Genomic DNA, 24,655 nt, shown 5'->3' on the forward strand with positions numbered 1-24,655 from the left:
GCGCCGAAGCACTTGCGCCCTGGGTCGAGTACTACAACACTCGACGACGCCACAGCGCACTCGGAGGGCTCCCGCCGGTCAGCCGCCTGACACCAACCTGATGGCCGGGTACAGCTAGGGCGTGTCTGACAGTTTGTGGCCTTCGAGGATCCGGTCCCAGGTGCCGACGAGTGAGACGCGAATGATGTTCTCCGGCAAGTCCTTACCTTCGCTCAGATCGAGGTGTCAGGATTCGTATGGATTCTGGGACCGGGTCGGCGGACTTCGGTGACTCGAGATCCTGATTCAACGGGAGTCTTCCGGATAACCACTGCCGGTGAACCTGCGGCGACGACGTGATCAGGTATGTCGTGTAGCACCACACTCCCGGCGCCGATGACGGTGTTGCGGCCGATGGAAACGCCGGCACCGACAGTTACCGAGGCCCCGAGCCAGGTATTTTCACCGACGACAATCGGTGCGGCTCGCTCCCACCCCTCACGGCGCCGGCGATGATCGTCGACAGGGTGCAGTGCCGTCATCAGCTGTGCACCCGGACCGATTCTGACGTTGGCGCCGATGGTGATCGTCGAGTCATCCATGAAGAACGCGTTGGCGTTGACGAACGAGTTCGCGCCGAGCCGGATGTTGTATCCGTAGCTGCATTGAAATCGCGGCACGACGACGGCTTCATCTGCGAACTCACCGAGAAGGCCGGCGAGAACCTGCACCCGTGTGGCCTCGTCCTCTGCGGCTGCGCCGTTGAAGGAGTCGAGCTGACGCCAGCAGTCCAGGCGCCGCTGTCTCAGCTCCGCATCATCGAGATACCACTCGCCACGTTCAAGTCGATCAGCCTGTTCCCCCATGAACCGATTGTGGCAGGCGAGGAGACACGTTCAGATCCAGGAACACTGAAGGGCGTGGTCGGACCGATCCTCTCCCGGACAATGGCCGGTGGCTCGCGCCGGTCTGAGAGGATCGGCGTGTGCGCTAACACCACTACGCCCTCACAGTCGCTTGGACCGGGAACCTGGGCGTCGGCACGGCCGATCACCGCGCCTACGGCCGCGAGCACCGAGCCTCGGCCCAAGGGAAGCCCGACCTGCCCGGCAGCTCGGATCCCGCCTTCCGGGGTGACCCCGCGCGGTGGAACCCCGAGGAGCTCCTGGTCGCCTCGCTGGCTCAGTGCCACATGCTCTGGTTCCTCAGCCTGGCCGCGTCCGCCGGCATCGTGGTCACCGGGTACACCGACCGTCCCACCGGGACGATGGCCGAGGAACCCAGCGGCGCAGGGCAGTTCACCGAGGTAACGCTCAACCCCGATGTCACGGTGCGCGACCTGGACCCACGGGACGCCCTCGGCGCCAACCTGCTGACCACGATCGAGTCGCTACACGAGAGGGCGAACGAGATGTGCTTCATCGCCAGATCGGTGAACTTCGCGGTCCGGCACCTGCCCACCACACGGATCGAGCGCTAGACCTTCGGTGATCTGGCGTGTGGCTGGCTGGTCAGCGTTCGCGGTGAGCTCGAACTCGCCGGTTGTCTTCGTCGACCCAGCCCTTGGATGCGGCGTAGTCGATCATCGCGACGAATCGGGGTCGCCAGTCCGGCAGGCGGTCGGGGTGCGAGTTCAGAGCGTGCTCGAGTTGGCCGATCTCGAGCCATACGTGTTCGTCCTCCACCACGCCCCAGTCGGCGAGCGCGGCGTTCGCGCGAGGGGAGTCGGGATCGCCGACGATCGTCACCGCTAGCCTCGTGCACTCGTCGACCCTGGTCAGTACGACAGTCGGCACGACTGATTCCAGATTCACCTCGAGCTGCATGACGTGCACGCCCCCTTCGGCATCCATTGATCACGAATTGAATCAGTTGATCCAATTCGTTGCCATTGGAAGCCATCCCCGGGGTGTCCGTCAAGATGTGACATGCTCTGACCATGTCCACCGCCACCGGGAATCGACAGGGCACGGCAACCCGCGTGAAGCTGATCAAGGTGGCCGAGCGACTCTTCGCCGCCCAGGGAGTGGATGCGGTGTCGGTGCGCGCCGTCAACGCCGCGGCCGGCCTCGGACCGGCCTCGGTGCACTATCACTTCGGATCCAAGGACGACCTGCTCTCGGCGGTTCTCCTCGACCTCGGCGGGCCCGTACGCGACCGGATCGCAGCCAATGTCGCGACCCTCGCTGCCGCCCCGGAGCCCGCGGATCCCGACGCACTGGTGCGTGCACTGACCGATCCGTACCTCGAACTACTTGTGCAGCACCGAGTTCGGGGTCTTCGGTGGGTGAAGATCGTTGCGCAACTGTCTCCGGAGGATCATCCCGCGCTGCGTTCGACCGGCCAGGACGTGGATGCCGCCCTGCTGCGCGAGGTTCGCAGAACGTATCCGGATACCGATCCGGACCGGTTGGAGCTGCGCTGGGCCATCTCGGTCACCAGCTTCTTGCAGGCTCTGGGGCGCGTTGACGAGTGGAACCGCGACGGCAGGCACCCGTCGCCCGAGGGCATGACCGCCTTCTACGAGGATCTCGTCGAGTTCGTTGTCGGCGGCCTCGACCGACTCCTGCGAACCTAGCGCCTCTCCGCACCCGCGCCCCGCGATCGTCGCTCCGCGCCGCCCGCTCAGCGGGAATTTTCTGGATCACTTGATCCAACTCTGTGGTAGAACGAAATCCGGCATCGATGTGATGTCGGACACGTTCTCGCCCTTGCTGTGCCCCACTCACTCCCAGGAGAGCACGCCCATGTGGACCTCGGATTCGATCAAGTTCGGCGCCTTCCTCGCGCCCTACCACCCGCTGAACGTCGATCCCGCGCTGCAGTTGCGCCGGGACATCGACCTCATGGAACACCTCGACCACCTCGGCTTCGACGAGGCGTGGATGGGTGAGCACCACTCCACCGGCGCCGAGATCGTGCCGGCACCCGACATGTTCATCGCTGCCGCCGCCGAGCGCACCGAACGCATCCGGTTCGGCACCGGCGTCACCTCGCTGCCATACCACCATCCCCTGGTCACCGCGGACCGGATCACGCAGCTGGACCTGCAGACCCGCGGCCGGCTGATCTTCGGCACCGGCCCCGGCAAGATCCCGCTCGACGCGCACATGATGGGGATCAACCCCTCGGACCAGCGCCGGATGCAGGGCGAGGCCCTCGAGGCGATCCTGCCGCTGCTGCGCGGCGAGGTCGTGAACATGGAGACGGACTGGTTCACCTTGCGCGACGCCCGCGCCCAGCTGCCCACCTACGACCCGGCAGGCATCGAGATCGCGACCGCATCGACGATGTCACCCAACGGCTCGGTCCTGGCCGGCACCCACGGCCTCTCACTGCTGTCGCTCGCCGCCAGCTCTCCCAGCGGTTTCGACGTCCTCGACCGCAACTGGGGCGTCTACGAGAAGGTCTGTGCCGAGAATGGCCATGTTGCCGACCGGTCCACCTGGCGGCTGGTCAACCCGATGTTCCTCGCCGAGACGCGAGCAGACGCAGAGCGCGCGGTGAGCCGACGAATCGACTCGATGGCGGCCTACGTCAACCGCCAGACCGGCCAGAACCCGGACTGGGCGCAAACCCCCAAGGGCATCATCGACCAGTGGCGGGGTGACACTCTCGGTGAGTTCGGCCAGGCGATCATCGGCACGCCCGACGAGGCGATCGCCCAGATCGAGCGCCTGATCGAGAAGACCGGTGGCTTCGGCACCCTGCTGATCCTGCACGTCGACATGGCGAACTGGGAAGACACCAAGCGCAGCTACGACCTGTTCGCCTCCGAGGTGATCCCGCACTTCAAGAACCGCAACCGTGGCCGCGAGGCCAGCCTCCAGTTCGCCGAGGACAACCGCGACTACCTCATCGGCGGCCTGGTCGGCGCGATCACCAAGGCGCACACCGACTACTACGGCCAGCCCGCCGAGACCGCAGGAGCGCAGGCATGAAGGCAGCACAGTTCAGCAACGGCGGGTTCGCTGTCGCCGACGTCCCGGACGCACCTCCTCTCGCGCCCGCCCAGCTCCGCATCGACGTCACCGCCTGCGGCATCTGCGGCAGCGACCTGAGCATGTCGAAGGACCCGTGTCGGTTCGTGCACGTTGCCGAGAACGCGGGCTACCCGCTGGCCACCTTCGACACCGACCGACCCGTCGTCCTCGGCCACGAGTACGCGGGAATCGTGTCCGAAATCGGCTCTTCCGTAACCGACTTCGCAGTCGGTGACCGGGTGGCGGGCATCGGGCTGGCCACCGACACCGCGACCGGAATCCCGAAGATCATCGGTTACTCCAACGAGTACCACGGCGCGTTCGGTGAGCAGATCGTCGTCGACGCGTTCTGGGTACGGCACGTGCCGGAGGGGCTCTCGCTCGAGCACGCCACCCTCGCCGAGCCGTTGCACGTCGGCGAGATGCACATGCAGCAGTCCGGCCTCGCCCCTGCCGACTCGGCACTGGTGATCGGTTGCGGCACCATCGGACTCGGCGCCATCGTCGCGGCGAAGGCCCGCGGGGCGCAACTGGTGATCGCGTCCGAGCCGTCGCCGAAACGGCGCGAGCTCGCGGCGAAGATGGGCGCCGACATCGTCGTCGACCCCAACGAGCAGGACCCCATCGAGTTGTGGAACCGGATGGTCGCCGAGGGCAACACCCTGGTGGGCCAGGCGGGCGCGGGCATCCTCATCGCCTACGAGTGCAGTGGCCGCGCCGGGATCCTCGGCACCCTGATGCACACCATGCCGTTCAACTCGCGGATCCAGGTGTTGGCGGCGCCGTTCGGCGACGAGGTGATCATCCCCGTGGTCGGGCAGTTCCGGCGGATCGCGATCAACTTCGGTCACGGTCCTTACGAGAACGCCTACGACATCACCCTGCAGCGGCTGGCCGACGGCGAGATCGACGCCGAGGCGATCATCACCGGCCGAGTTGGGCTGGACGGCGTGGCGGATGCCTTCACAGCGCTGCGCGACCCGGATGAACACGTGAAGATCCTGGTCCTGCCCCAGGAATGAACTGGGGACCCTGACCGGCGGATCGTCTCGCAAACCGCAGTGAGAGCAACGTCTACACCGCGGTTGGCCACCCGATCTCCGTGATGTCGACGATGCTCGTGGAGGGGTTCAGTACGGCCACGATCTCGCCGGTCAGGGGTTTGCCGTCGAGCAGGTGCCGCAGCGCCTCGACCTGCTCGGTCCGCGGGGTCAGGTCGTAGTAGGTGGCTGCCAGCCATCGGAAGGCGTTGGCACCAAAAGACTCTCGGGTTCGTAGGATGTGAATCCGATGGCGTCGATGATCGCGAGGGCCTTGGTCCTCTGTGAGAATGCGCGGCCAACCGGAAGAGCGTCGATGGTGTGGTTCACGAAGCTCGATCCTTCACAGCACGGCCTGCTCCCACTTGTCGGTGCCGACCAAGCGGGACTTCGCCGACTCGATTCGCCATCGCCTGTTTCTCCGGACGCAGACGAAGATCCACTCGTATTCGTGAACGAACTCGGTCGGCTCGAGATGCCGGAGGTGGAGCTCACAACGGGATGCGGTCGGTTCGGTCTCGTCCACGAGCGCGAATTCGGGTGAGATGTCCGGAATCGCACTGATGGAGGCGCGCACGTAGCGCCTTCCGGTGGTGCAGTGGGCGTCTGTGATTGCGCCTGCGACCTCGAGGGCCGCGACGAAGTCGTAGTGCTCGCCCTTCGACTCGGCAGCCTGCAGCGCCTGCCAGGCCGCGGTTTCCCACGCATGAACGGCCCGAATGTAGCTCCAGACCACCTGAGCGGGTGATGCTGTGTCGGGGATCGCAGAACCAAGACCATCGGGTCCTTCCGGCTCCCACGTCAGTTCGGGCCAGGGGCGCGCCGTCACTGGTTCCCGGGGTGCGGGGGGAGTTGCTCCCGCCTCGAGGAGGATCGTCACCGCCTCGCCGTGTCGGTGTTGTTCCGCGAGCGAGAGCGCGTTGCGTCCGCGATTGTCCTCCAACTGAGGGTCACTGCCCGCGTCGATCAGCAGTCGGAGTACCTCGGTCTGCCCGGTAGAGGCGGCGAGCATGAGGGCGGTGTGGCCCATGAAGCTGTTCGCCGAAACCCCGTTGGGATCGGAACCGTGAGCAAGCAGCACCCTGGCCACCTCGACGTGGCCTTGAACGGCAGCCCACTCCAGCGCGGTGTGACCGACCGCGGTGCACGACGCCGTGCAATCCGCGCCGCAGGCGAGAAGCCGTTCCACGATCTCGGGATGCCCGGCGATGGCGGCCTCCACGAGCGGGGTTCGCCCGGTGCCCTTGTGCCGTTCTTCGATGTCGTCGCCGGCGTCGATCCGCGCAGACAGCGTGTCGAGGTCGCCGCGTGCGGCGGCCTGGCCGAGTTGATGATTCGAGCGCATGGGGACCCCTGTTCCGACGGATGGGCATGATCGTGCCTGACCGATCAGGTCGTCTGCTCGACGGTCAGGGTCCGGCCGTTGATTCGCAGGTGAAGACGTAGAGCGCCGCACAGGTCACCGAGAAGACGCCTGCAGTGCTGCGCTAGGCCTCGCGGGCCGCGATACGCGCGAGCAGGCGATCGCTGCCGGCGCCGAAACGGTCACCGAAATCGCGGGCGAGTTCGGGTCCTTGGAGGGCCGCAAAGGTGCGCGCGTCGAGCTCGGGATCAGCGTCGTCGGCGGAGTGCAGCCAGATCCACACGTCATTTCCCGCGGCATCGCGAAACTCGCCGTCTGCCTGCATCCGCTGGATCGCCTGCACGATCCGGTTCTCGTAGTGCAGCCGAAGGGCATCGTAGGCATCCGCCTCGAGCACCTGGCCTGTCCCGTCGATCATCGCCTGGGTGCCAGACAGCGCCCAGATTGCGCTCGTCACCCGCCCTGGCGCAACATCGTTCGGGTCGTCAGCCTCGAGCGGCCACTCCGATGGACACCAGGCCCACTGCGCCTTGTCTGCGCTGGGCCCCTCGAGCCCAGAGACCCAGGTCGCACCGGCCCCGGCAACGAAGAACCCGGTGAGGTCTTCGACCATGCCGCAGGCCACCATTGCGAGAGAGTTATCGGCATCGCGGAGATCCGCGACGCACGCGCGGAGGGTACTGAGGATCGCCGCGTCGAGGTCGGCAAAGTCGAACACGGGCTCACCGTAACAGCAGGAGACGACACCTCGAGGTGGTCACATGTCGATCGGCACAACGGCGAAAGCAGCCGCGATTGCGGGCTCTGGGGTGGTGCTCGCGGCAATTTCTGCTCCTCGTGCGGATCACGATGCACAGGAGCCGATTCCGACAATCGTGCGGCAGGCTGCATTGCACGGCGACACTGCGAGGACTGGAAGACGGCCCGCTCGACTGCAGCCGCGACTGCCGTTCCTCCAGGCGGTGCAATGAAAAGTGATGGTGCGGTTCCGAGTTGACAGGTGCACGCTCACTCGACGGACCGCGTGTGGATGACCCTGAGCTCGCCGCGCGTGACAGCGTGCACGGTCGACACCTCCCATGACGCGTTCTTCGTCCACCGCTCGAACGCGAGCCGACCGCTTCTGTCGGCGGTCGCATAGTCCGCATAGTCCATCGATCCGGACGGCGGCGTACCGGTCGTTCCCTCCGCGGTGAACTGAACAGCACCGGACTCGACCTGCCGGTACACGCGGTTGTCGAGAGCCACTTCTTCGCCGGGCTCGAGGCAGGTCCCCTCGCACGGCGTCCACAGCGTCATCTCCAGTTCGCCTTCTTCGTACTCGACCGTGAGCCGGCGACGGCCGTTCGGGCCGGCGAGCAGGTGCTCGTGCCAGCGAAATCCCTCCTGGTCGAAGTTGATCGTGCCGCTGACGACGTGGTCGACACCGGTGCACGAGACGATGTCACCGACACCGATCCGGAGCGGGTCGTAGCCCTCCGGTGTGGTGGCTGGCGAATGGACCTGTGGTTGCGCACCGAGAGTGCTTGCGCGCCGGACACGTATGACGTTTCCCGCGATCGAGATCAGAACCAACAGGGCGAGTAGAAGAATCACGATACCCATCCCGACAGTGTTCCCCTCGCGTTGAACTCGACACCTACTGCGGCCTGTTGGGCGATCGGCGAACAGGACCGGACAGCTGCTTCGGACTCGCCCCATGAATCTCAGCTGAGCTGCGCGCCTCACCGCCGACGCTTGTCCGCTCGTGGATCCAGCCGAGGTGATCCCTCAGCTCCTCCGGCCCGTGCACGACGAAGCGGCAATCCAACGCGAGCAGCCGAATCGCCAGCCACTCCACCGTGTCCGACGCGCTGCGCCACCTGGTGGCATCCGCCTCCGACGTGAGCTCACCGTCACCGAGGTGATCACGCAACCGCACCCGGGCAACCTCGAGCGGGAGCCGCAGCGTCACATCCGCCCGGTACGTCGGCGCCATCGCGAGTTCGGTGCGTTCGAGGTGTGCGAGTACGTCCTCAGCGGGCATGAGCTCGCGTGCGCGAGCCCCGGTGCCTCGCGGTGCGGAGATTCGGTCTGCCCGGAACTGGCGCCAGTCGTCGCGGTCGAGGTCGAACGCGACGAGATACCACCGGTGATGCACGGTCACCAGCCGCTGCGGTTCGACGTGTCGGGCGCTGAGACTGCCGCCCCGATCCTCGTAGTCCAGGCGGACTCGTTCCCGATTCGCGATCGCGGCCGAGAGCACGGTCAGGACGTCCGCGTCGACCGTGTTCCCCGGCGAGCGTGCCCACGGAACGGCAGCAGCACCCAGGGTGCGCACCCGGTGCCGTAGCCGGGCGGGGAGCGACTGGCTCAGCTTGGCGAGCGCGCGGACGCCGGCATCCTCGAGCTCGGGCAGGCCATGGACGGCGATCGTGCGCAGCCCGAGCGCGACGGCGATCGCCTCGTCGTCCTCGAGGAGTAAGGGTGGCATCGACGTTCCCGCCACCAAGCGGTACCCGCCGTGGGCACCGAGGTCGGCGTCGATGGGATAGCCCATATCGCGCAGTCGGTCGACATCTCGGCGAACCGTGCGATGCGTGACCTCCAATCGCGCGGCGAGTTCGCTGCCGGACCAGGTGCGAGGGGTCTGGAGCAGCGACAGCAGGGTGAGCAGGCGTGAGGTGGGTCCGGTCATTCCCTCATTCTCGGCACATCTAGGACAGGATCAGACCTATTTTGCATCTAGCGTCGGGGGCACACCAGCGAAAGCCTCGAAAGGAACCGAACATGTCCGATCTGCGCAACGGCACTCCGCCCGGCTACACGAGCGTCGCCCCCTGGGTCGTCACCGCCGACACCGGTGCTTTCCTCGACTTCGTCTCCGATGTGTTCGACGGCGAAGAGCTCGCCCGAGTGTCGACCGAGGACGGATCGATCGGTCACGGAGAAATCCGGGTCGGCGACACCGTCGTGCTGGCCTTCGACCGACGGCCGGAGTGGCCGACCATGCCGAGCCTGCTGCGCGTGTTCGTTCCGAACGCCGACGAGGCGTTCGCGAAGTCGCTCGCCGCCGGCGCCGAGGTGGTCACGGAGCTGGGCGACAGCGCGTTCGGGCAGCGCGGAGGGCGCATCAAGGATCCGTTCGGCAACATCTGGTGGGTGACGAGCCATGTCGAGGACGTCCCCGAGGACGTGATGTGGCAGCGGATGCAGGACCCCGTCTACGCCGAGCAGATGCGAGTGGCACAGGCGACCCTCGACGCCGAGCTGAGCGGCCGCACGCAGGGACGCAGCAGCGCACCGGTGCGCTGACCTCTCGGCCCTGTCACTCACCCGTTGATGATGGTCAGGTTGGCCATGCTGTCCAGTGAGGAAACATCTGTGACGTGTGATCCGGAGAGTTCGAGCATTCCCAGATGCGGCAGGCCGGCCAGTGGAGAGACGTCCGTGATCGAGGTCCCCTCGAGGTCGAGCGAGGTCAGGCCGGTCAGACCCGCCAGCGCAGCGACGTCGACCACCTCGGTCTCCGCGAGTTTGAGGCAGGTGAGGCGGCTCAGGCTCCCCAGGGGGTCGACGTCCCGGAGTGGGGTCCAGCGCAGGTCCAGAAACTCCAGTCCGGTCAGACTGGCAAGCGGGGACACATCACTGACTTCCGTTCCGCTGAGGTAGAGGTGGGTGAGACCGTTCAGACCCGCCACCGGGGACACGTCCCGTACAGGCGACCAACGTAGGTCGAGCCTCTGCAACGCGGTCAGCGTCGACAGCGGGCGAAGATCGATCACCACCTCCCCGTGCAATCGCAGTTCGGTCAGGTTCGACAGTTCGGACAACGGGGCCAAGTCCGTCGCGGGCAGCTGATCAAGCTCGAGGAACTCGGTCCGGGCGATGGCCTCGGAATCCAGAGGTGTCGAGCTCGGACGCCCCAGCTGTGCGTTCACCGCAGCGAGCACACCAGCCGCCCCCCGGCGCGCGCTACGTCTCGGGCTCATCGTTCCGATCCTTCGTGTGTTCGGGACATGGTCCGGCGGGTCACGCTCCCTGGGAGGGCGCGTGCAGCGGCAGGGGGCATCTCGGATCGCACCCGCACAGTATGCGAGTGCTCTACGGCAGCAGGTTCGCTCGGACCGTCGTGGTTGCCCCCCGACAGGTTGAGGGTTGGTCACGCTGTCGGCGGAGGTTGGTGGACTTTCTTCTGCCGCGGGACCGCGCCGTCGACGTAGGCTGACGACATGGGGAAATGGACCCCTCGCGATCTCGCCGACCAGACCGGCCGCACCTTCGTGGTGACCGGCGCGAACAGTGGGCTCGGTGCGGAGGCGGCGACGGCGCTCGGTGCCGCCGGCGCGACCGTGATCCTGGCCTGCCGCAATGTGGACAAGGCCGGCCCGGTGGCCGCGCGGATCGGCGCCAACGCCGAGGTGCGTCGGCTCGACCTCGCCGACCTCTCGTCGGTGCGTGAGTTCGCGGACGGTGTCGAGCAGGTCGACGTGCTGATCAACAATGCCGGCGTCATGGCGGTGCCGAAGTCGACCACCGTCGACGGCTTCGAGATGCAGTTCGGTACGAACCATCTCGGGCACTTCGCGCTGACCGGACTGCTCCTGGACCGGATCGCCGACCGGGTGGTGACGATGTCGAGTCAGGTGCATCGGATGGGCACCATCAAGCTCGACGACCTGAACTGGCAGCGACGGCGATACAGCCGGTGGGGGGCGTACGGGCAGTCGAAGCTGGCGAACCTGATGTTCGCCTACGAGCTGGACCGGCGGTTGTCGGCATCCGGATCCTCGGTGAAATCGCTTGCCGCGCACCCAGGTTACGCGCGGACCGGACTCCAGAGTCACACCCAGTCGGTCTGGGATCACGTGATGGTTGTCGGCAACCTGTTCGGGCAGAGCGCCGCGATGGGCGCCCTGCCCGAGCTTTATGCGGCCACCGACGATTCCGTGGCGTCCGGCAGCTACGTCGGTCCGGACGGGCCGTTCGAACAGCGCGGGCACCCGAAGTTGGTCGGCTCGTCCGCCAAATCCCACGACCGGGCCGTCGCGGTGTCGCTGTGGCGCGAGTCGGAGCGACTCACCGGTGTCACCTATCGGTTCGGGAAGTAGGGTGCGAACGTGATTCGTCGACTCAACCACGCGGTCCTGTTCGTGTCGGACCTGCAGCGCAGCCTCGCGTTCTATCGCGATGTGCTCGGCTTCCGTCCGCTGCCGGGAGGTTTTGCCGGGGCGGCGTTCCTGCAGGCCGCGGGGTCCGCCAACGACCACGACCTCGGCCTGTTCCAGAGCCCCAACGGCCCGGGCGTACGTAGGCCGGGCGACGTCGGTCTCTATCACCTGGCCTGGGAGGTCGGGACGCTCACCGAGCTCGGGGAGATCGCCGAAAAGCTGGTTGCCGCAGACGCGCTGACCGGGGCGAGCAACCACGGCTCGACCAAGGCCCTGTACGCCCGCGACCCCGACGGCATCGAGTTCGAGGTGTGCTGGCTGGTTCCCGACGACCGGGTCGAGGAGGAGTTGGTGCCGGGGATGCCGCCGACCCGACCGCTGGACATCGCCGCGGAGATCGAACGCTACGGCGCCGACACCCTCGGTGGCCCGCGCACCGACCCGGCCGTGTGGCAGCGGGTCTTCGCGGGCCGCTGAGGGTGCTGGTGGCGCCGGCATCTCGGGTTCTCCTTCTGTTGGTCGCCATGCGCTGTGCCAACTACCTGGCAAGTTGCCAACCACGGTGGCGATACACAGCAACTGTGAATCGCCAACACAGTTGACAATTGCCGATGCTCTGACCTGCGGGGTGACAAGTGTCGTGACCACGACCGGTCGCGATCGCGTCACATGTTGGCAGTTGTTCGCGGGCCCGACGAGCAGCGTCGTGTGGCCCACGACTCGGCCGCTCGTCGTCGCGCGCGGTCGCGGCTACGTCCCTGCCGAGCGGCCGAGTTGCACACCTGGCGCTCGGTTCATCCGAGCCTCCGTCACAGGACTGGAAGCGGGCCATAGGGCCGGAACGGTTCAGTATGTTGTGCCTGCGGCATCGGTGTGCGCGGTGCGACCGGGGCAGCGAGATCGGATGGAGTGGTGATGAAAGGGCTCGGATCGCTGGAGAACCAGGTGATGGCTGTGCTGTGGGAGGTCCCCGACGCGCTCTCGGTTCACGAACTGGTCGATCGGCTCGGTGGGGAACAGCGGACTCCGGCCTACACCACGGTGTTGACGGTGGTGACGCATCTGTGGGAGAAGGGTTGGGTTCAGCGGGAGAAGGTCGGCCGACGCTATCAGTATCGCCCCAGTCGTTCCCGTGCCGAGGCGACCACCGATCTGTTGCGTGAAATCCTCGACGCCAGCCCCGACGCCACCAGCGCGCTGCTGCACCTGGCCCGCACCGCCAGTGCGCGCGAGGTCGAAGCGCTGCGACGGGGGCTGTCCGCCGGTGAAGACAATCCATGATCCTGCTCATCGCGCTGGTAGCTGCAGGCATGGCGCTGGCCATGATCGCGCCGGTGGTCTTGACTCGCGTCGATTTCGGTGGCGCTCCGGTGGTGGGGATCGTGGCCTGGCTCGGTGCGGTGGTAGCAATGATCGGTGTCGGCGCGCTGGCACTGATCGCCCTGGCCTGGCCGGGTGATCCACCAGGAAACCTGCGTGCGGGCGCCGTGGTGCAGAGTCTGGCCGCGGTCGAGCCGACCATCGTCACCTGGACAGCGGAACTGATCAGGCCGATTGCGTTCCTCGGTTTCGTCGTTCCCGCCGCACTCGTGGCGCGCGTCTCCGTCGTCCATTTGCGGCGAGGATTGGCGTTGCGGCGGCGGCACGCGGAACTGATCGGGCTGCTCGGCCGCGTCGATCCGGGAGGCGCGGGCCTGGTCTGGCTCGACCATCCGGTGCCGTTGGCCTACAGCGTTTCCGGGCGCGACGGGTATGTCGTGGTCACAGACGGGCTCGCGCGCTGCCTGACTGAGGCCCAGTGGCATGCGGTGCTCGCCCACGAGCGTGCGCATCTGCGGGGGCGCCACCATCACATCCTCGGTGTATGTCAGGTTCTCGCCGGCGCCTTCCCGTGGATCCCACTGTTCGCCGCTGCGCCGTCGGCCCTGACAACGCTGGTCGAACTCGCGGCCGATCGCACCGCCGCGGTCCGCACCGATCCGCAGTCGCTCTGCAGTGCCTTGCGCACCGTGGCCGTACACGGGGGAGCTGTGCCTGTGCCCGCTGCGGTGCCGGAGCCGGACGATGACTCGTTGACGGTGCGTCTGGAATGCCTGACGGCGGCACCGGAGTGTCGTTCGGCGTCCCGGCGCCGGGCAGCGAGGGCTCTGGTGGGGGCGATGCTGCTGGTACCGGCCTGTTCGGTGATCGCGCTCGGGCTCGGTTCCGCGGCGGCGACTGTGGCCCTGATCTGAAAGCGCCACGAAAAAACTATCCTTCATAGTAGTTTGGCGGCCGGGTTGCCTTAGGCGTCCCGGGATTCGACTGCGCCCAAAATGAAGCAGTTCTAGGTCGGAAGTGAGAAGTCTTGCGTTTCACCGTTGCCCGCCCACGACACACGCGCTGGAGGCCGGTACTGGTCGCCGCAACCCTGGTCGCCGCGGGCCTCGCCGGTTCCAGCTCGGGACTCGCCACGGCCGACCCCGGGCAGACGCGCTATTCGCTGGTCAACGGCTGCTTCCAGATCGACACCCCGGCCGGGCAGCTGGTTCCGTCAGCGGGCCCGTACCGGCTGCACGCAACCAGTCTCGGCGAGTACCTCTTCTACGGGCGCGGTGGTGAGGTACTGGAGGACTCGGCGCAGTCGATCGAGCCCGCCGAGGCACCCTCGGATGCCGCAGTGTGGAAGGTGGACGGGTCCGGCGCAAGCGGGTTCACGATCACCAACGCTGCAACGGGAAAGAGTATGTCCGCCACCTTCACCCCGGAGACCGGCTGCGCGGACTTCCCTGAGGCACAGTCGGGCGCCACCGGGACACCGGGTCCCGGCGTGGCTGCCGACGGCTCGATCCAGGGCACCATCGACGCGCACGCACACATCACCGCCTACGAGTTCATGGGCGGGAACTTCCATTGCGGCCGCCCGTGGCACCCCTACGGGGTGGAATACGCGCTGCCCGACTGCGCGCAATACCGCACCGGTACCAACGGCGTGATCGCGAACTTCCTCGATCACGGCGAACCCTCCCACAACTCCGACACCGGTGGCTGGCCCACCTTCCGCGACTGGCCGAAACCGTCCGTACTCACCACCGAAGGTGCCTACTGGACCAGTATCGAGCGGTCCTGGAAGGCGGGTCTGCGTGTGATGACAGTGGACCTCGTGGACAACGAGTCGCTGTGCATCATGATGACCGACCGCCGAAACCCGTGCGATGACATGACTTCCGTGCGCATTCAGGCCGCCGGGCTGCACGCGCTGCAGGACTACATCGATGCACAGGCAGGTGGTCCCGGGCAGGGCTTCTTCCGCATCGCCACCGACCCGGACCAAGCACGACGCATCGCCGCGTCCGGCAAACTCGCCGTGGTGTTGGGCATGGAGCTGTCCAATCCACTGGGGTGCGGGGTACTACTCGGGCAGCCCGAGTGCACGCGGGCCGATGTCGATCGTCGGCTGATCGAACTCAGAGAAATCGGTGTCAGCAGCTTCTTCCCGGTCCACAAATTCGACAACGCGTTCGGCGGCACGAAAATGGACAGCAACCTGACCGGGTTGCTGGTCAACGCCGGCAACTTCATGCAAACCGGCACCTTCTGGAATGTGCAGCCCTGCCCCGGTGCCGACCACGACAGCACCCAGCCCTCGGTGCCAGCTGGTGGGGATGTCAACCAGTTCCTCGCACATCTCACCGGCCCCCTGATCGGCGGTGCACCACTGCCGCTCTATCCGGCCGGGCCGCACTGCAATGCCCGCGGTTTGACGGACCTCGGCGAGTATCTGATCAACAGGATGATCGACCACGGATTTCTCATCGAGGTGGATCACCTGAGTGAAGCGACCGCCGACGAAGTGATGGCCATCATCGAAAAGCGCGGCTATTCCGGTGTGATCTCCTCACACGGATGGGATTCGGAGAGGACCACTGCGCGGGTTTATGCCGCGGGTGGTTTCGCTGTGCCCTACGCCAGCGAGCCGGCAACCTTCCTGCGCTCCTGGCGTGAGGCGCGTGCCATGTCCCGCCCTGGTGACGACTTCGGTTTCGGCTTCGGCTCCGATATGAACGGCATCGCCGGGCAGGGCGCGGCACCCGGAGCGGGAACGATCCAGTACCCGTTCACATCGCATGACGGGCGGGTGACATTCGACCAGGAACGTTGGGGTGAGCGCACTTTCGACTTCAACACAGACGGCACCGCCACATATGGGGCCTATGCGGATTGGCTCGAGGCGGTCCGCGTGCTCGGCGGCCCGGATGTCATGGCCGATGTGTTCCGTGGCGCCGAGATCTACCTGCGAATGTGGGAAGGCGTGAGGTGACGAACGACTGCATCCGACTCTCGGGGTGGAACAGAAAGTCGTGGGAGAGCTCGCACCCTGCCTGATTGCCGCGGGTGGGTACCTGTGCGCGCTGCTGATCTGTCCGCCGCTCGATCGAGCGATCGCCGACGTCGTCCGGCCCGAAGCCCACGGGGGGTGAAGGCGAAACCTCGATGTCGCGGTTCCGCCTCCCGCGCCGGTGCCTGAAACTGTCCACTCCGCGAGTCAACTGAAGTGGGGGCACTCCCGTGCGTCGAGTCACGCCGATCGTTGCTCTGCGCGGCGGCACCCTGTGCACCTTCCGCCCCCTTCATGGACGACGTGGCCGACAAGTTTGCGGCGGCGCGTGGTCATGGGTTTGTGGCAATTCCGGCAGTGGGTAGGGCGTGCCGTCGGCGCTTGCACGAGTTGCTTGATTACTCGGCGGAGCGCCTTCTCGGTCAGGGCATCGCCGCGGCAGACGATTCCCGCCATCACCACGCCGGCAGCGACGCGGGGCTCTTCGTCCCCACAGCAGGTCCCGCCGGTCAAAGCTGAACGCGCGCACGCCAGGAAGATGTCGCGCGGACATCTGTCCTGACACAGCGCCTTTGCAGCGATGGTTGCCGGCAGTACCTGCCAGCCGCTCGTGTCCTTGGGCTGTAGGAATCCGGGTAGTCCAAGGCAAGGTGGTTGATCGTTCACAGCGCCAGGCTACAACATGCATTGCACGTTGTATGCACCGAATGTGTAGTGAATGTAGGAACTCAGCGCGCCCTGAGGCCGGCGACGAACGCCGCGACCATGCCCAGGTCCTCATTCGACAATCCCGTCAAGTCGAGAAGGGGCTGCGGACGCGAAGTGGATGGGGCGCCGGCCGCGGTCTGGTCCAATCCCGTCTTGCGCAGCAATGGCGCAGGATCCACCCCCACGGCCTCGGCCATGGCCTGGAGCGTGCGCGCTGTGGTTCGGGCGTCGACCTTCTTCTCGCCTTTGTACTGGGTGCCTAATTCGACCTGCGTCCAGAGGCTGACGCTGACCCCGGCCGCTCGTGCTGCAGCAGCACGAGACAGACCTTTGGCCTGTCTCGTGCTGCGGATCGCCTCGCTGACCTCCCTGGGCACCGGGGCGCTTTGACGATTGCTCATGCTTCCGATTCTATACCATTACCAACAATTACACACATCAGTACAGCCGCGCTTCTTTGTGTCCAAACGCCTGGTGGGGGAGGTAAATAAGCCGCATCCAGGCCCGCTTCGTCGGCCCTGGGTATCTGCAAAACGTTGCAGTGTTGCATGTAACATTGTAATCTCGGTCCTGCGTCGCGCCCCGCGACGGCGCTGTCGCGAGGATTGGTGCCCGTCCAGGTTGCATCGGTGATCCCCGACATGCGCTGGGCATCCAGAAGGAATCTCATGGCCACCAACCCTGTCCAGCTGCCTCCTCCGCAGACCCGTGCCCGTGAACGCGTGAATCGGCAGTTCGCCGAAGAATTGCGCAGACGTCCTGGGTGGTGGGCGATGTATCCGTGGCCGACGCGATATCCGCACTCCACCAAACATCGTCTCCGCACTGGAATGGCGGCCGCGTTCGGTCCGGGCTTCGAGTCGGAGGTGCGCGCAGGAGTCGTGTACGTCCGATACAACCCGCAGCAACCCGCGGCAGCGCTGGATCTGATCGCCTAGTCAAGAAGGTCGTATGTACACCGAACAGCTCACCCCCGAGCGTCGCGCCACTGTCATGGCGGCCCTCGAGGTCGTCCCAACTCTGTTGACGGAACTCGACATCACTCTCAGTCGCACAGACGCCATCACCTCCGCGGGTTCGCTGGGGTATGTGCGCACGACGAGAGCTGAGCCGGTCCTGCCGTTCAATAGCGGTGCCGCGAAAGTGCGCCGAGACATCGCGGGGGTGCTGACCAACTATGCCGCGAAGGTCTCGGCTGCCATCGCACAGCCTGCTCCGGCCACCACCAAGGAGCAGTGCCGGTTCCTCATCCGTCACCTGCCCGCGATTCCCGATGACTCGGATGCCCTCGTCGGATTGGATGCCGCATTGTCCAGGGCTGTTCGGTTGGGATACCGCACGATCGACCGCCCGGAATCTCGGGTCGGTGTTGGCAACTGTGAGTGCGGCCGGGGACTCTTCGCGCCGTCCGATGCCGATCTCGTCCGGTGCGAGGGCTGCGGGACCGTCGTCGCGGTGCGGCGTCGCCGCCGTGAAATGTTGGACCAGGCTTGTGAAATCATGGGTACTGCGGCTCAGCTCGCGCGGCTGCTGTCCGACAGCTCTGGTGACCGCATCTCCGCCGAGCGGATCAGGCAGTGGGCGCGTCGAGGCAAGCTGACTGGCCAGGTAGTGGGAAACGGCACCGTGTACCGGCTGGGCGATGTGATCGACCTTTGTGAGCTGACGCTGCGGGATCATCGTCGATCAGCTTGAGTCGCAACAGATTATAGGAAACATCTGCTATTGGGACTGCCGAAGCTGTCTGAGGGCCTCGGGCAGTTTCCGGTATACCGGCAGCGGCTCGGAGTTGGTCCAGATGCAGCTGACCTGCAGCGGGTACTTCGCGTCTGCGTACCAGTCGAGACGATTCAGGATCTCCGGGGGCAGCACGCGTCGCTCCGTGCGCGACAGGTGGTGGAGTCGATAGCGCACCGTATCGGGACTCACCTGGAGCCAGTCGGCAACGTCCTCCACGGTGGTGTAACGCGCGAGCGCATCTCTGAGATCCGCGATAGGAATCAGGTTGCGACACGCCAGCTCGTAAACGCGGAGTTCCACCGTCTGACGAGATTCGCGGCCTGCACGTGCTTTTCGGACAGTCTCCGAGTGCTCCAGTTGCGCGTGTGCGAGCGCATGGGCGAGTGCTTCTCGACGGTCCACTGTGGTCAGGTCCGCGGTGACCAGGATCGCCCGGAACTTGGGTTGCCAGATGACGATCGGTGCTGCGAAGCCGACATGGCCGATTGTGACGTCAAGTTTCGCCGCCTGGACGGGCGCGTCGTACCGTTTGCTGGCCCTACGGCTGGCCATTCCTGCTGATACCTCGTTCGAAATTGGATCGATGGAGACCTCATGGGTTGCTGGATTAGCGCGTATGTTGCTGCCGCTACCTCAGAGTCGCCAGGAACTCGTCGTACAGGCGCTTGTCATTCTCGTTCAGGTCGGACAAATCACCGACCCTCGGGGGGACTCCGTTCGATCGCCCGTCGTAGCCGGCCGTACCTGCCAGTCCCGAATCCAAGGTCGAGGTGATGTCACCATCGAACTCGTCAGGGGTCTGCGGGTCCAACTCGTATGTCATAGTTGCGAGTTTACCGTTCATCCGTGCGGCGCAGGCACGGGCCGAGCCGCCTGCAGTCGGTCGCAGGTTGACGGATCCGGCCGGGCATCCGTCACCTGCGATCGGGGCGGTGTGACGGCGGTTCCCGCACGCTGGAATGAACCGCCCCGGTGAGTCCGGAGACTTCATCTGGGGAGAGCGTAGCGCATCGAATTGAGTCACTTTGGCAGGTAAAGCGTTAACCACTACGCGATGGCCCACGCTCGCTGAGGGAACGACACACCCATCACCGGGGCCGGTGATGCCCTACCCGATCCCCGCCATCTCAGGGGATTCTCCGGCCTTCACCGTATGCCTCGTAGTTGCCGGTACCGATGCCTCGATCGGCGCTACCGGCAACTCGTACGACAACGCGCTCGCCGAATCGATCAACGGCCTCGACAAGACCGATCTGATCAATGCTCGGGGCTGACCGTGGCGGACCGTTGACCAGGTCGAAGTCGTCACCCTCGAATGGATCGACTGGTTCAACCACTGCAGGCTGTGCGAGCACTGCGGCGACCTGCCGCCAGTGGGGTACGAGGCCTTCCGCAGCCGGGGTCATCGAAATCGGTCCGTCGATGAGTTCTCGAGTTCGTAGTTCTCCAAACTCACCGGGGACGATTCAAAATGGTTATTTACCTGGGGTGTTGGCCACTTTTCCCGGATTCGTCACGGACCCACTGATAGGCTCGGGCCGTCGGATGGTGTGGATGCAGATCTGTTGTATAGCAACATATTTCCAGTGCGTTGTCGTCATGCGCGCTTTTGTGTCAGTGTCTGACAACATCATTCGCGTACCTGGGCTCCTCCGTCTAGTCGGCGCCACATTCCTGGCCGGCCCACGGAGTTACCTCCCCTCCGCACTTTCAGTGCTTGCAGGACCACCGAATGTCCCAGCAGACGAATACATACAGCAAAGGAAACATCCGATGTCTTGGACCGGAGACCCGATCTGGCTGGCCGACGTGCTGCGCGCGGCCGGCCTGCGGGTGATCGAGCACGAAGGCTGGCGCGACCGGGGCCACGGCGACTTCCGCGACCTGCGCGGCGTGCTGTGCCACCACACCGCCGGCGGCGGCTCCGAGGACTGGCGCATCGTCCAGTATGGCCGCCCCGACCTGGACGGCCCCCTCGCCCAGCTGGTTCTGGAACGTGACGGCACCTTCCGTGTCATTGCCGCGGGCGTCTGCTGGCACGCCGGCCGCGGCTCCTGGCCTGGCTGGCCCACCGACAACGCCAACTACCACGTGATCGGCATCGAAGCCGTCTCCCGCGGCGACGGAACCGACTGGACCCCAGCTCAGCTCGACGCTTACAAACGCGGCTGCGCCGCCATTCTGGGGCGCATCGGACGCACCGCCGATGACTGCGTGGCCCACCGGGAGTACAGCCGGGAGGGAAAGATCGACCCTGCCGGCATCGACATGAACGAATTCCGCCGCGACGTAGCGGCCTTCCTTGAGAGAAAGGACGCGCCGATGAGCGCCTCAGAAGTCACCCAGCTCCAGGACTTCATCACCAAGTTCTGCGGCCCGATCAGCAGCGATGTCAAGGATATCCGCGAACAGCTGTGCGGACTCGGGCAACGCGACCTGGGGCAGTACGCAGGCTGGCCGCAGCTCGGCGGCCGTACCCTGGTCGACGCCCTCGCTGACGTCATCGGACGGTTGGAGGAGCTCGAAAGCCGCTTCGTTCCGCCCGCCCTCTAACCCCCACTGGCCACCCTTGTGCCTCGCCCCGCTCGAACCGTCCACGGCTCTCTGAACAGCAGTCGGGCCTGGTGTCTGCTCAGGCCTGCCCCGTTGCGCCCGTCCCCCGTGCAAGTCCACGGTCGCAACGCTGCCACCCGGGGTGCCCAGGTCCCGCCCTCGGGTCGGCTCATACCCCAGGGCGGGACTACTACTCTCTCGAATCCGCCTCCGTAATAATTAAATTTGGTGCCGGATCAATCCCGCTAGAAGCTCCGCCGCATGATCGCTGTCGCCTGGTAGTTCGGAGACCTACTGGTTTGAGAATTCAGCCGCAGGCTGAGTTCGGTTATTGCCGTGGTGGAGGGCCTCGAACTCGGTTGGGCGAGGACGCATCCTCACCAGTCGGAACTGGCCAAACTCGAGGCAATCCCGCTGGGCACGGACCGGCCACACGGCCTGCCCGCAGCCTGTTTGCCGAAACAGTGCTCTGCTTGCGCTGTGGTCGTTTTCATAGGGCTGTCACAACACACGCGATGGGCTGATTCTCTCGGTGTGAGGTGGTCCGTAGTGGCCGATCGAGATTCGAGAACACCTCAACTGGTCACCAGTCGCTTTGCCCAAGAATCGTTTCCGACGCAGGCTGCTTGGTCCTTCTCTCATCCACCGGTCGTTGTCGGCCCTGGCGTGTTTGGATGAAACGTGCCTGGCTGCCAACCTATTTCACCATTGAGCACACCGCGGTCCACATGACCGATACCTCATCGCCTCCGCACCGGTAGATACCCTTCGGTCGGGTACCGCGCCTTCCTCTTCCGCCCCCTTCTTTCGGCCGCTCCCCACCTCGGGGAGCGGCCTCTTTCATGAAACACCGAGGTACTCCCATGGCACCCAGCCGTCCAGTTCGACCCCCGACCGCGTCCAAGCCCGTCGAGCCTGGCTTCATCGGTCCCGTCTCCCCGCTGGTGAATCGGCCGACTTTGCCCGCCACACCGGCGCCGCCCACCGCTGATCAGCAGGCCTTGGCGGATCTGATGTTGGTGCAGGGACAGGCGAGCCAACCGCAGCAACCGCCGCCGGCCGGTGGTACGGAGGACTTGATGGCGTGGATGCAGGACGAGACACCCACAGGCCAGTCGGTGACCTTGCCCAGCGGCACCACCATGCGGACAGATCTGGTCCCGCTGGGGAACAAGCTGATCGGAGAGACGACCACGGCCACCCTGCCCGCAGGGAGCCCAACCGTGGTGTCCACTCCAGGGGTGGCCATCTCACCCGAGCAGATGGCGGGGCTGTTCGCCACGGATGCGGCGTACACGCCCGCCGACCGCGACCGAGATCTGGCCTTGCTCAATGGTCGTCGTGGGTACGGCCCGTACACCGAGGCCGGTGCGGCGGCGGAAGCGGCCGCCCGGCAGGCCGCGACCGCACGATTGAACGCGCACTGGGATCAATCCGCGCTGCCGGCCTTCACTGACGGCAGCATCGTAGTGCCCGGGCTCGATTACAGCGCGGTGCAGCTGGCGAACGACCTGAGTGTGGCTTCGACAACGGGCAATCTGGATGATCGCAGCACTCAGCTGCGTCGTGAAGCCCAGCAACGGCTCGAGAAGAACGCCTATACCAAGAAGGAACAGGACGACGACCAGATCGCGGCGCAGATCCACTACCTGCCGCCCGACGACCCGAGAATCAAGGATCTACGGGCTCAGGGCTTGAGCCCGGCGCAGGCACAGAATGTGATCTTTCAACGGTCCCTTGCCGCCCGCGATCGACTCGACCACGCCCACATCGAACTCCTCTCTCCCGCACAGGTCAAACAGCTCGAGAACAAACCCAGGTTGTATGCGGCCGACCCGAACAATCCGGGGATCCCCTACGACATCCCGGATGAGCCGGGACTCGATCTGGATCACCACAACCTAGACGACGTGATCGGTGACTTCATCGGCCTCAACGACCTCACCGAGGGCATCGTGGACGGCAATGTGGGACAAGCTCTCTGGGGCGGCGTGAATACAGCTTTGACCTTGGCCGAGGGCCCGATCGGCAAGGGAGTCAGTACGTTAGCCGGCAAGGTAGGCGCTCGCGTCGCGAAGTGGGTCGACGAAGGACTCGAGGTCGCACCCGAGGCGTTGAGACTCGCGGAAGCCGAGGTTGCCGCACAGAAGGCCTTCGGGGTTTCCCCGTTCCCCATCCAATCGTTGCCCGGTGCTGCACAGGCGTTCCCGGACGTCCCCACGCCCTTCCTCGCCGACGGCCCATTGGTGGGTTCTCGCCCCGGCATCGTGGACTACCCGAAACCCGAGGAGTTGCCCTCGTACACCCATGGCATCGAGGCCCCGGTGGCGGTCGCACCACGCACTATCCCACCGGTCCGTGGTCCCGGCCTCCTCAGCAGTCCTTTAGCCCGATTTGACGAATCGGGTCTCCCCATCGGCATGCTCGAGGACCCGATCGTCTATATGGGAGGGCCGAAACCGGGTCGTCCCGGCGACATCATTCCGCGCCGCAGCCCCGGCGAACACGTAAATGTTCGTAGCAATAGCGTGGAAACGCTTATTCCTTGGACTGGAAAAACCGATGAAACACCTATTGGGTACTGGCCAGTTGGTGTCTACGCAAGCCCAAAAACCGGCCAGTGGTACAGGAGAGTTCCCGGGCAGTCGCTTCCGAAAACGGTAGACATGCCAAGTTGGGCAAAAGGCCCTTCCGACACCATCATGTTCGGCAAGCTCGTCGAGGATCCTATCGCAGTCATCAGAACCGGCTTGCCCGGGTACGAACAACGCATGCTCGACGAAATAAACGTACTGCAAAACCACGGCAAAGCTGCGCGCGACCAAGCCGAGCTCGAGCTGGAGGGCTTTATGGGAAATCACCCCATGAGGATCAAGAACAGAGATGGCACCTTCCGCGAACTTACCATCGACGACCTTTCGAAAAAGAAACTCAGGGAGACGCTCAATAGGCTACGCAACCAGCACCAGTACGGAACGGGTGACGTCGACAGGCTTGAGATTCTCGCGAGCGATCTGAGCACCCGTAGAGGCGCGGTCACGGATTTGTCCGAGCGTCGGGGTGAGATCGGCGGCGACTACTTTGCCGCGCAAGCCGGAATTGAAATCATCCACAGGGGATCCGGTAAGTACACTGCGGACCGGGTCGGGGTATTCACCGACGCCGCAGGAAACAAAAGAGTCGTCCTGTTGGAGTATAAAGGCGGGGCCAAGCCCAACAGTCTGAGTTCTCGGGGTGATGTGAACGAGACCGGTGTCGGCGGGGAGATCAGAGTCGAGCAAGGGACCTTTCCCTACGCACAGGATGAATTCTTGCGGAAGGACTCCGAAGCGCTGCAGGCTCTGCGTGACTACGATCCGCAGTTGGCGCAGAGGCTCCTGGACGGCGAGGACTTTGACTATGTGTTGGTGCATACCGAACCCGGAACCAACAAGATCACCGCCTACGAGTTCGATCCGGGCACCGCGAAGTCGTTCCACCTCACACAGCCCGAGTCCGCCCTCACGCCAACGCCAGCAGCAGGCGTGGGTGCGCCGCCGATCGCGCCACCACAATGGATCACCGACCTGAGGTCGTCGGGCCTGAACAATCTGAACACCTGGACTGCGCTGGCGTTGCCCGCCCTCGCGCCCCTCACCGGCCTCGCATGGCTTGCGAACACCGACGAGAAGGTCGACCAGTCGATGGTCGTCAACATCAGCATGCCGCAACCACCTGTCACCGACGTGGACCCACGCGAGGCTGGCAAGGTGCTGACCTACGGCGCTCACATCCGATGACCGACAACCCGCCAGCCTCACCTCGCCGCCCCAGCGATTGGG

At 65.3% G+C, this 24,655-nt stretch carries 25 protein-coding genes; 16 read left to right on the forward strand and 9 right to left on the reverse strand.

Features of this window, described 5'->3' with window-relative positions; all coding sequences use genetic code 11:
- Positions 1–101: integrase core domain-containing protein (locus tag FFS72_RS22865; RefSeq protein ID WP_137873022.1), on the forward strand; the 101-nt coding region annotated here is incomplete at its 5' end.
- A 111-nt stretch (positions 102–212) separates the two neighbouring features.
- Here FFS72_RS22865 and FFS72_RS22870 read toward each other — a convergent pair.
- Positions 213–845, reverse strand: a complete 633-nt coding sequence (locus FFS72_RS22870; RefSeq protein ID WP_137876094.1) for a sugar O-acetyltransferase — start codon at positions 843–845, stop codon at positions 213–215.
- Positions 846–1,009: 164 nt separating this feature from the next.
- Between FFS72_RS22870 and FFS72_RS22875 the strand changes: the two genes are divergently transcribed.
- The gene (locus FFS72_RS22875) at positions 1,010–1,459 is read left to right on the forward strand and encodes an OsmC family protein (RefSeq protein WP_137876095.1); all 450 of its coding nucleotides are present in this window, start codon (positions 1,010–1,012) and stop codon (positions 1,457–1,459) included.
- 31 nt (positions 1,460–1,490) lie between these two features.
- Here the strand turns inward: FFS72_RS22875 and FFS72_RS22880 are convergent, their stop codons facing one another.
- On the reverse strand, positions 1,491–1,727 hold the full coding sequence (locus tag FFS72_RS22880; RefSeq protein WP_137876096.1) for a hypothetical protein: 237 nt from the start codon (positions 1,725–1,727) through the stop codon (positions 1,491–1,493).
- A 191-nt stretch (positions 1,728–1,918) separates the two neighbouring features.
- Here FFS72_RS22880 and FFS72_RS22885 point away from each other — a divergent pair, with 191 nt between their 5' ends.
- From FFS72_RS22885 to FFS72_RS22895, 3 genes are all read left to right on the forward strand, one after another.
- The gene (locus tag FFS72_RS22885; RefSeq protein ID WP_137876097.1) at positions 1,919–2,557 is read left to right on the forward strand and encodes a TetR/AcrR family transcriptional regulator; all 639 of its coding nucleotides are present in this window, start codon (positions 1,919–1,921) and stop codon (positions 2,555–2,557) included.
- A 169-nt stretch (positions 2,558–2,726) separates the two neighbouring features.
- Positions 2,727–3,920 carry an LLM class flavin-dependent oxidoreductase gene (locus FFS72_RS22890; protein ID WP_137876098.1) on the forward strand — a complete coding sequence of 398 codons (1,194 nt, stop codon included), beginning with the start codon at positions 2,727–2,729 and terminating at the stop codon, positions 3,918–3,920.
- Positions 3,917–4,984 carry an alcohol dehydrogenase catalytic domain-containing protein gene (locus tag FFS72_RS22895; protein ID WP_137876099.1) on the forward strand — a complete coding sequence of 356 codons (1,068 nt, stop codon included), beginning with the start codon at positions 3,917–3,919 and terminating at the stop codon, positions 4,982–4,984. The genes FFS72_RS22890 and FFS72_RS22895 overlap by 4 nt, the downstream gene beginning before the upstream one ends.
- A gap of 361 nt (positions 4,985–5,345) precedes the next feature.
- Here FFS72_RS22895 and FFS72_RS22900 read toward each other — a convergent pair whose 3' ends face one another.
- The 4 genes from FFS72_RS22900 to FFS72_RS22915 all read right to left on the reverse strand — a co-directional run bounded on the left by FFS72_RS22900 (position 5,346) and on the right by FFS72_RS22915 (position 9,042).
- Positions 5,346–6,347: an ankyrin repeat domain-containing protein gene (locus FFS72_RS22900; RefSeq protein WP_137876100.1), complete on the reverse strand. Its 1,002-nt coding sequence runs from the start codon at positions 6,345–6,347 to the stop codon at positions 5,346–5,348.
- A gap of 142 nt (positions 6,348–6,489) precedes the next feature.
- A complete protein-coding gene (locus tag FFS72_RS22905) occupies positions 6,490–7,083 on the reverse strand; it encodes a hypothetical protein (RefSeq protein ID WP_137876101.1) in 594 nt (197 codons plus the stop codon).
- Positions 7,084–7,373: 290 nt separating this feature from the next.
- Complete coding sequence (locus tag FFS72_RS22910) at positions 7,374–7,970, reverse strand: DUF4178 domain-containing protein (RefSeq protein ID WP_137876102.1); 597 nt, start codon at positions 7,968–7,970, stop codon at positions 7,374–7,376.
- A 34-nt stretch (positions 7,971–8,004) separates the two neighbouring features.
- On the reverse strand, positions 8,005–9,042 hold the full coding sequence (locus tag FFS72_RS22915) for a helix-turn-helix transcriptional regulator (protein WP_137876103.1): 1,038 nt from the start codon (positions 9,040–9,042) through the stop codon (positions 8,005–8,007).
- A 92-nt stretch (positions 9,043–9,134) separates the two neighbouring features.
- On the opposite strand from FFS72_RS22915, the gene FFS72_RS22920 reads away from it, so the two are divergent.
- Complete coding sequence (locus FFS72_RS22920) at positions 9,135–9,659, forward strand: VOC family protein (protein ID WP_137876104.1); 525 nt, start codon at positions 9,135–9,137, stop codon at positions 9,657–9,659.
- A 17-nt stretch (positions 9,660–9,676) separates the two neighbouring features.
- On the opposite strand, the gene FFS72_RS22925 is transcribed toward FFS72_RS22920, so the two are convergent.
- Complete coding sequence (locus tag FFS72_RS22925) at positions 9,677–10,336, reverse strand: leucine-rich repeat domain-containing protein (RefSeq protein WP_137876105.1); 660 nt, start codon at positions 10,334–10,336, stop codon at positions 9,677–9,679.
- 240 nt (positions 10,337–10,576) lie between these two features.
- Between FFS72_RS22925 and FFS72_RS22930 the strand changes: the two genes are divergently transcribed.
- The 5 genes from FFS72_RS22930 to FFS72_RS22950 all read left to right on the forward strand — a co-directional run bounded on the left by FFS72_RS22930 (position 10,577) and on the right by FFS72_RS22950 (position 15,815).
- Positions 10,577–11,455 (forward strand): oxidoreductase, encoded by an 879-nt coding sequence (locus FFS72_RS22930; protein ID WP_137876106.1) that lies wholly within the window; start codon positions 10,577–10,579, stop codon positions 11,453–11,455.
- Between the two features lie 12 nt (positions 11,456–11,467).
- A complete protein-coding gene (locus tag FFS72_RS22935) occupies positions 11,468–11,992 on the forward strand; it encodes a VOC family protein (protein WP_171018799.1) in 525 nt (174 codons plus the stop codon).
- Between the two features lie 438 nt (positions 11,993–12,430).
- Positions 12,431–12,796 (forward strand): BlaI/MecI/CopY family transcriptional regulator, encoded by a 366-nt coding sequence (locus FFS72_RS22940; protein ID WP_137876108.1) that lies wholly within the window; start codon positions 12,431–12,433, stop codon positions 12,794–12,796.
- Entirely contained in the window at positions 12,793–13,749 is a 957-nt protein-coding gene (locus FFS72_RS22945) for a M56 family metallopeptidase (protein WP_137876109.1), read from the forward strand. Before FFS72_RS22940 ends, FFS72_RS22945 begins: the two co-directional genes overlap by 4 nt.
- 425 nt (positions 13,750–14,174) lie before the next feature.
- A complete protein-coding gene (locus tag FFS72_RS22950) occupies positions 14,175–15,815 on the forward strand; it encodes an amidohydrolase family protein (RefSeq protein ID WP_137876110.1) in 1,641 nt (546 codons plus the stop codon).
- A 746-nt stretch (positions 15,816–16,561) separates the two neighbouring features.
- Here FFS72_RS22950 and FFS72_RS22955 read toward each other — a convergent pair.
- Entirely contained in the window at positions 16,562–16,942 is a 381-nt protein-coding gene (locus FFS72_RS22955; protein WP_137876111.1) for a helix-turn-helix domain-containing protein, read from the reverse strand.
- A 267-nt stretch (positions 16,943–17,209) separates the two neighbouring features.
- Between FFS72_RS22955 and FFS72_RS22960 the strand changes: the two genes are divergently transcribed.
- Positions 17,210–17,479 carry a hypothetical protein gene (locus FFS72_RS22960; protein WP_137876112.1) on the forward strand — a complete coding sequence of 90 codons (270 nt, stop codon included), beginning with the start codon at positions 17,210–17,212 and terminating at the stop codon, positions 17,477–17,479.
- Between the two features lie 13 nt (positions 17,480–17,492).
- Positions 17,493–18,236, forward strand: coding sequence for a hypothetical protein (locus tag FFS72_RS22965; protein ID WP_137876113.1), 744 nt, complete (start codon positions 17,493–17,495; stop codon positions 18,234–18,236).
- Between the two features lie 27 nt (positions 18,237–18,263).
- Here FFS72_RS22965 and FFS72_RS22970 read toward each other — a convergent pair whose 3' ends face one another.
- Positions 18,264–18,833: an ImmA/IrrE family metallo-endopeptidase gene (locus tag FFS72_RS22970; protein WP_137876114.1), complete on the reverse strand. Its 570-nt coding sequence runs from the start codon at positions 18,831–18,833 to the stop codon at positions 18,264–18,266.
- Between the two features lie 551 nt (positions 18,834–19,384).
- On the opposite strand from FFS72_RS22970, the gene FFS72_RS27150 reads away from it, so the two are divergent.
- From FFS72_RS27150 to FFS72_RS22980, 3 genes are all read left to right on the forward strand, one after another.
- Positions 19,385–19,555 (forward strand): hypothetical protein, encoded by a 171-nt coding sequence (locus tag FFS72_RS27150; RefSeq protein WP_171018795.1) that lies wholly within the window; start codon positions 19,385–19,387, stop codon positions 19,553–19,555.
- A 499-nt stretch (positions 19,556–20,054) separates the two neighbouring features.
- Entirely contained in the window at positions 20,055–20,834 is a 780-nt protein-coding gene (locus FFS72_RS22975; protein ID WP_137876115.1) for a peptidoglycan recognition protein family protein, read from the forward strand.
- 863 nt (positions 20,835–21,697) lie between these two features.
- Complete coding sequence (locus tag FFS72_RS22980) at positions 21,698–24,613, forward strand: hypothetical protein (RefSeq protein ID WP_137876116.1); 2,916 nt, start codon at positions 21,698–21,700, stop codon at positions 24,611–24,613.
- The last annotated feature ends 42 nt before the right edge of the window (positions 24,614–24,655 follow it).

The sequence above is a fragment of the Rhodococcus sp. Q genome, from assembly GCF_005503035.1.
In the GTDB taxonomy this organism is placed as follows: domain Bacteria; phylum Actinomycetota; class Actinomycetes; order Mycobacteriales; family Mycobacteriaceae; genus Rhodococcus_G.